The sequence below is a fragment of the Methylocystis sp. genome (assembly GCF_051061225.1).
Taxonomy (GTDB): domain Bacteria; phylum Pseudomonadota; class Alphaproteobacteria; order Rhizobiales; family Beijerinckiaceae; genus Methylocystis.
This window is the reverse complement of the sequence record NZ_JBPFEB010000109.1, coordinates 1-4,400: the sequence shown is the minus strand read 5'-3', so window position 1 is coordinate 4,400 and position 4,400 is coordinate 1. Positions and strand designations below refer to the sequence as shown.

The 4,400-nt window shown below is 62.4% G+C and carries 6 protein-coding genes and 1 pseudogene; 5 read left to right on the top strand and 2 right to left on the bottom strand.

Features of this window, described 5'->3' with window-relative positions; translation table 11 throughout:
* Window positions 1-225: 225 nt before the first annotated feature.
* Window positions 226-558: a hypothetical protein gene (locus tag ACR652_RS19140; protein ID WP_434508068.1), complete on the top strand. Its 333-nt coding sequence runs from the start codon at window positions 226-228 to the stop codon at window positions 556-558.
* Between the two features lie 603 nt (window positions 559-1,161).
* On the opposite strand, the gene ACR652_RS19135 is transcribed toward ACR652_RS19140, so the two are convergent.
* Window positions 1,162-1,371 carry a hypothetical protein gene (locus ACR652_RS19135; RefSeq protein WP_434508067.1) on the bottom strand — a complete coding sequence of 70 codons (210 nt, stop codon included), beginning with the start codon at window positions 1,369-1,371 and terminating at the stop codon, window positions 1,162-1,164.
* Window positions 1,372-1,752: 381 nt separating this feature from the next.
* Here ACR652_RS19135 and ACR652_RS19130 point away from each other — a divergent pair, with 381 nt between their 5' ends.
* The 4 genes from ACR652_RS19130 (at window position 1,753) to ACR652_RS19115 (ending at window position 4,284) form a co-directional block, all read left to right on the top strand.
* Window positions 1,753-2,517, top strand: coding sequence for a hypothetical protein (locus ACR652_RS19130; RefSeq protein WP_434508066.1), 765 nt, complete (start codon window positions 1,753-1,755; stop codon window positions 2,515-2,517).
* Window positions 2,518-2,607: 90 nt separating this feature from the next.
* Entirely contained in the window at window positions 2,608-2,832 is a 225-nt protein-coding gene (locus tag ACR652_RS19125) for a hypothetical protein (protein WP_434508065.1), read from the top strand.
* 273 nt (window positions 2,833-3,105) lie between these two features.
* Window positions 3,106-3,723: an MFS transporter gene (locus tag ACR652_RS19120; protein ID WP_434508064.1), complete on the top strand. Its 618-nt coding sequence runs from the start codon at window positions 3,106-3,108 to the stop codon at window positions 3,721-3,723.
* Window positions 3,724-3,744: 21 nt separating this feature from the next.
* Window positions 3,745-4,284 (top strand): hypothetical protein, encoded by a 540-nt coding sequence (locus ACR652_RS19115; protein WP_434508063.1) that lies wholly within the window; start codon window positions 3,745-3,747, stop codon window positions 4,282-4,284.
* Here the strand turns inward: ACR652_RS19115 and ACR652_RS19110 are convergent.
* A pseudogene (locus ACR652_RS19110) lies at window positions 4,274-4,400 on the bottom strand (IS5/IS1182 family transposase); the annotation flags it as partial. The gene ACR652_RS19115 and the pseudogene ACR652_RS19110 sit on opposite strands and share 11 nt — an antisense overlap.

The window sequence follows — 4,400 nt, the reverse complement described above, 5'->3', positions numbered from 1 at the left end:
GGCGTTGATGGCGAAGGCGCCAGAACTCCTCGCCTCCCCCCCTGATATCCACAAGATCGACATCTTGGCGGACAAGCTTCCGCGTTGAGGGGAGAAGAACGCAAAACGCCCCGCCAGTCCATCCGTGGTCGGGGCGTTCTTGTGTATCTGGATTGCGTCTGAAACGTTACGCCGATCACTTGTGAAAGGCAATCGCGGCTATATGCTTGCGGCGGAGGTGTGCCAATGGCCGAACCGAAAAAGCCCACCCGCGCTTATCGCGCGCCGTATCAAAAGGCCCCCATCGCCCGCATGGACGAGGCGCACATCAGCGACCGACACGTCTACCGCATGCTGTCCGATTACTGCATCACGCTCGGGCGCAAAGCGCCCGGGCAGAAGGCGGTCTCCGTGGCGATCTCCGACCAGGCCTTCGCCGATGCCCAGGAGCTCGCCGGCCAACTCGGCATGCGTCCCGAATGGATGCTTGGCCGGCTCCTCGAGGCCGTGCTCGCAGAGCGAAATGTCGCCGTGAACTTGCTGGACGGAGTGAAAGCTCCCAAGGCGAAGGCGGCCTGAAATGCTCCACACAAGGCGCTGAAATCACTTCGGCTACGGCTCAAACGTGGGGAAATCCCACATTTTGCGAAAGCGGATTTGCCCGGTCCACCTGGACTAGGCGCTAGAAACGAAGACGCCCGCCTCGGTTAGGAGTGCGGGCGTCTGTCAGAGTAAAGACTGAGTTCTTTCCCCATCCAGCCGTTGCGCTCTCTTTTGGTCTGGCGCATTCGGCACTCTGACAACGCGCCTTTAGCCCGGATTTAGCGCGGATTCAAGGACCGGGTTACGCCGCCAGCGCCAAGCCACGCCGTATCTTCGCAGCCGCCCATGCCGTCGCCAAGCGACGCCAGAAGGTCCAACCCAGTCCGAGGCGCGGGCCATCCCAAAACCGGCGCCAGCGTCGGCCATGATCGCGGTGCGGTCGTAGGTTGGGGCTGTCTGGGAGGGTAGCGGCGGCCGATCCTTCGAGATTTGGCTTTCGTTGGCTCCCCCGCCTTCGCCGCTCTGGCGCAGTTCAGAACTCCTACTCATTTTCACCTCCGACAACCCGATGGCAGCAATATTCTTCGACTGCTCATAGCGCGTCTCGTTCCGCAGCCTGTATCGACGGGGGCCACCGGCTCAGGAAGCGCCAGCCTCCCTTTGCATCGGTTGGCGGGTCTTGCCCTTCGTGGCGCGCCAATGCGCCGCCCATGCGCGCCCTTCAGGTGAGCACGCCGCGAGCCACACGAGCACCGCCTGCGGGGCCGCGGCACGGTCTGCGGCGTAGGCCCGACCGGCCTCGACGATCTGCCGCGCTGACCGTTTCTCTTCCGCCATCCTCTCGACCATGGCGACGAGCTCCTGCAGGGCGTCCCCGCGTGTGCGCGCATCATGCGCACGCGTGTTTTTGTGTTCTCGAATCTGAAGGGATAACCACCTTGATCCTCCCGGTTGCGAGCCCATAGGTCCCCAGCCCCAGCGAGGTCGCTGGGCGTGCCGATGGTCTCACGCGTCTCGCGCCCGAGCTCCCCGTGCTGCGTGTGGCGCGCACGGGTCAGCGGCTACTTGCGACACATGCCGTTGTGTCGGCCTCCGAGGTTCGGCCTTTCTGTCTCATCTGGTCCTGGAGACGCCCCACAGTTGGGTCAAAATTCATCCCGCCGCTGCCATCATACCGACCAGCGGGATGGGCCGCTCCCGCGTGCGGGGCGGCAAGGAATGTGATGGAAGGTGCGGGGCTACGGCGGGCCGGTGCGCGCAGCGGACGCGAAGAGCGGGAGTGCCTCGTCCTCCTGCGGCGGGCTCGATGTGATCGCGGCGTTCCGCCAGAAGGGCCAGCGCATCCTCGACGCGGTGCAGGACCGCGTCGAGCGTTCGGGCGACGTCGCGGCCGACCTCGACCGCTACACCGCAGCCGAGGCTCTCGCCGCCGAGCTCAACCGAAAGCTCCAGGAGCGCTACTCGTTCACGTACTTCGCCGCGGACGGCGCCGAGTGCAGCGTCAACTTCGGCGTGCTCCTCACCTACCGACAGGAGTGGGCGCCGAACAGCTACTCGGCCGGCGAGCTGGTGCGCACCATCCCGCTCGCCTCCAAGGAGGTCGGCAAGTACAGCAAGAAGATGGTGGTCAAGAAGACCCGCTCGCAGAAGGAGATCGAGGACAACCTGGGGGTCACCAAGTCCGACACGGCCGCCACCTCGCGCGCGGAGTCCGAGATTGTCAGCAAGGCGCTCAACAACACTTCGTTCGCACTGAACACCAGCTCGACCTTCGACATCCCAATCAGCGACAAGATTAAGATCGGCAACACCGTCACCACCAACCTCACGAACGACGCCCAGCGAGAGTCGAACGAGACCAAGAAGGACTTCCGGGAGGCGGTGATTAAGGCGTCTCAGGAGTACAAGAGCGAGCGCCGCGTCGAGATTTCGACCGAGCAGACCACCGAGACCGAGACCACTGAGTCGGGCAATGTGAATCCGGACATCGACTGAGGTCGACATGCCTACAATCGGGTCGCAAAATTCCGCAGCGTCTTCGAAGCGGGGCTGAAGAGCGGCAGTTACGACGCCCCAGCCATTGACGTGGTCCAGGCGGTCAAGGCGCTCGCGACGTGGGCGCAGCTCATCGACGCGCTCAACGTATATGTCGCGCTGTTCGACCGAGAGAAGCGGCCGCCGTCGCGTAACACCTTCGAGCTGGCCCGCACGGCTGGCTACAACCTTTTTTGCCACGCGCTCAAGCTCGCGTCCTCCCAGAACGACCTGCTCGAGCTGGTGCAGTCGCTCCCATCACAGCCGCATCCGTAACTGAAAGACCCCCAGCTCGCGCAGCGCCTGCCGCTCTACCGCAAGCGCTACGAGGCCGTCAGCACGAATGATAAGGGCGACCTGCATCGGCGCGCGAAGAGCTTTGCCGGGGACCGAGCGGCCGAGGCGGCCAGGGGCAGCTACCTGCTCGATGACCTCGAGAAGGAGTTCCGGAACAAAACGGGACGCCCACCCGCGCCCGGCGAGTTGCTCTCGTTCAATGAATGGCCACTCGACGCGCGCAGCGAGTTCGGAAGCGCGCGGATCGTTTTGATGACCAGTTGCAGTAACTCGGTTTGTACGACCGACCATATGGTTGGCCTGGCGCTTGGCCTGCCGTTTGCGCGTTGGTTCTCGGGCCGCTTCGGCGATTATCGCGTCTATGTCGTCGCCTTCCTTCTTTACGCCTGCGCCGCATGGACTTGCGCAGCGAGCGAGACCCTTTGGATGTTTCTGCCGGGCCGCATTGCGCTTGGCTTCGCCGGCGGTGTGACCCTCCCGCTCGCGCAATCGCTGGCGCTCTGGGAGTTTCCCGAGCGCCGACGGAGCTGGGCCGTCGGATTGTGGGGCGTGCTGAGCATGACGCCCCTAACGATCGGCGTGTTTCTTGGCGGATGGTTCGCGGAATTCATGAGCTGGCGCTGGGTGTTTTATACCAACGTCGTCGTCGGCATGCTCGTGGCCGCACTTGTGGGCGCGTTGCTTCATGGCCGGGGTTTCAGCGTGCGAATCGTGCGATTCGCCTTCGTAGGCGTCGCCCTGCTTACCGTCATCGTCTATGGCGTCCAGACAGTCCTCAACATGAGCAACGATTTTGACTGGTTCGCCTCGCCGATCCTTGTGACAGCCTTGATCGTTGTCGAAATCGCGATGCCGGCATTTGTAATCTAGTAGCTCGGGGAGCGCAATCCCGTGCTCGACTTGCGCTTGTTCGGACATCGTAACTATGCGATCGCAACCTTCTGCTCCGTGCTTGGATTCCTGATCATCCAGGGGCTATTGTCGGTATTCGTGTTTCAGCTGCAGTTGCTCATGGGCAATACCTCATCCCTCGCCGGAATGGTTTACCTATTGATGTTCTTCGTCGCGGGGCCAGCCATCGCCATTCTTCATGAACTCAACAAGACCATTGACGTTCGCCTGATCAGCTTCTTTGATTTTGTCGGTCTCGCCGGGATACTTACTTGGTTGGGGCTGTTCGACCGGCTTGCCTGGTTCGACCAGCTCTTCTGGTCGATGCTGTCCTTCGGCTTCTCTATTGCCCTCTTCTTTGCCCCGCTTGCGAGCCTGGCCATGCACCGGCTCTCTGGAGCGAAGCTTATTCGCGCCGCCGAGGAACTGGCGTTATTGCGCACCGTGGCGGGCTCTTACGGCATCTCGCTACTTGCTGTCGTGCAGTTCCGCCGGTTGCCGTTTCACCAGCTCGATCTAGGGTCAGGACTCATTGATTGAGGTAGAAGGCGACGGCTGCTGCGATGCAGATCGCGGAGAAGAAGGTGTGAGCACATCTGTCGTAGCGGGTTGAGATGCGTCGCCAGTCCTTGAGTTTGGCGAAGAGGTTTTCGATT

Coding starts and splice junctions, on each gene's coding strand:
- ACR652_RS19135 (WP_434508067.1), bottom strand. CDS start 1,371: ATGGTCGAGAGGATGGCGGAAGAGAAACGGTCAGCGCGGCAGATCGTC.
- ACR652_RS19120 (WP_434508064.1), top strand. CDS start 3,106: ATGACCAGTTGCAGTAACTCGGTTTGTACGACCGACCATATGGTTGGC.
- ACR652_RS19140 (WP_434508068.1), top strand. CDS start 226: ATGGCCGAACCGAAAAAGCCCACCCGCGCTTATCGCGCGCCGTATCAA.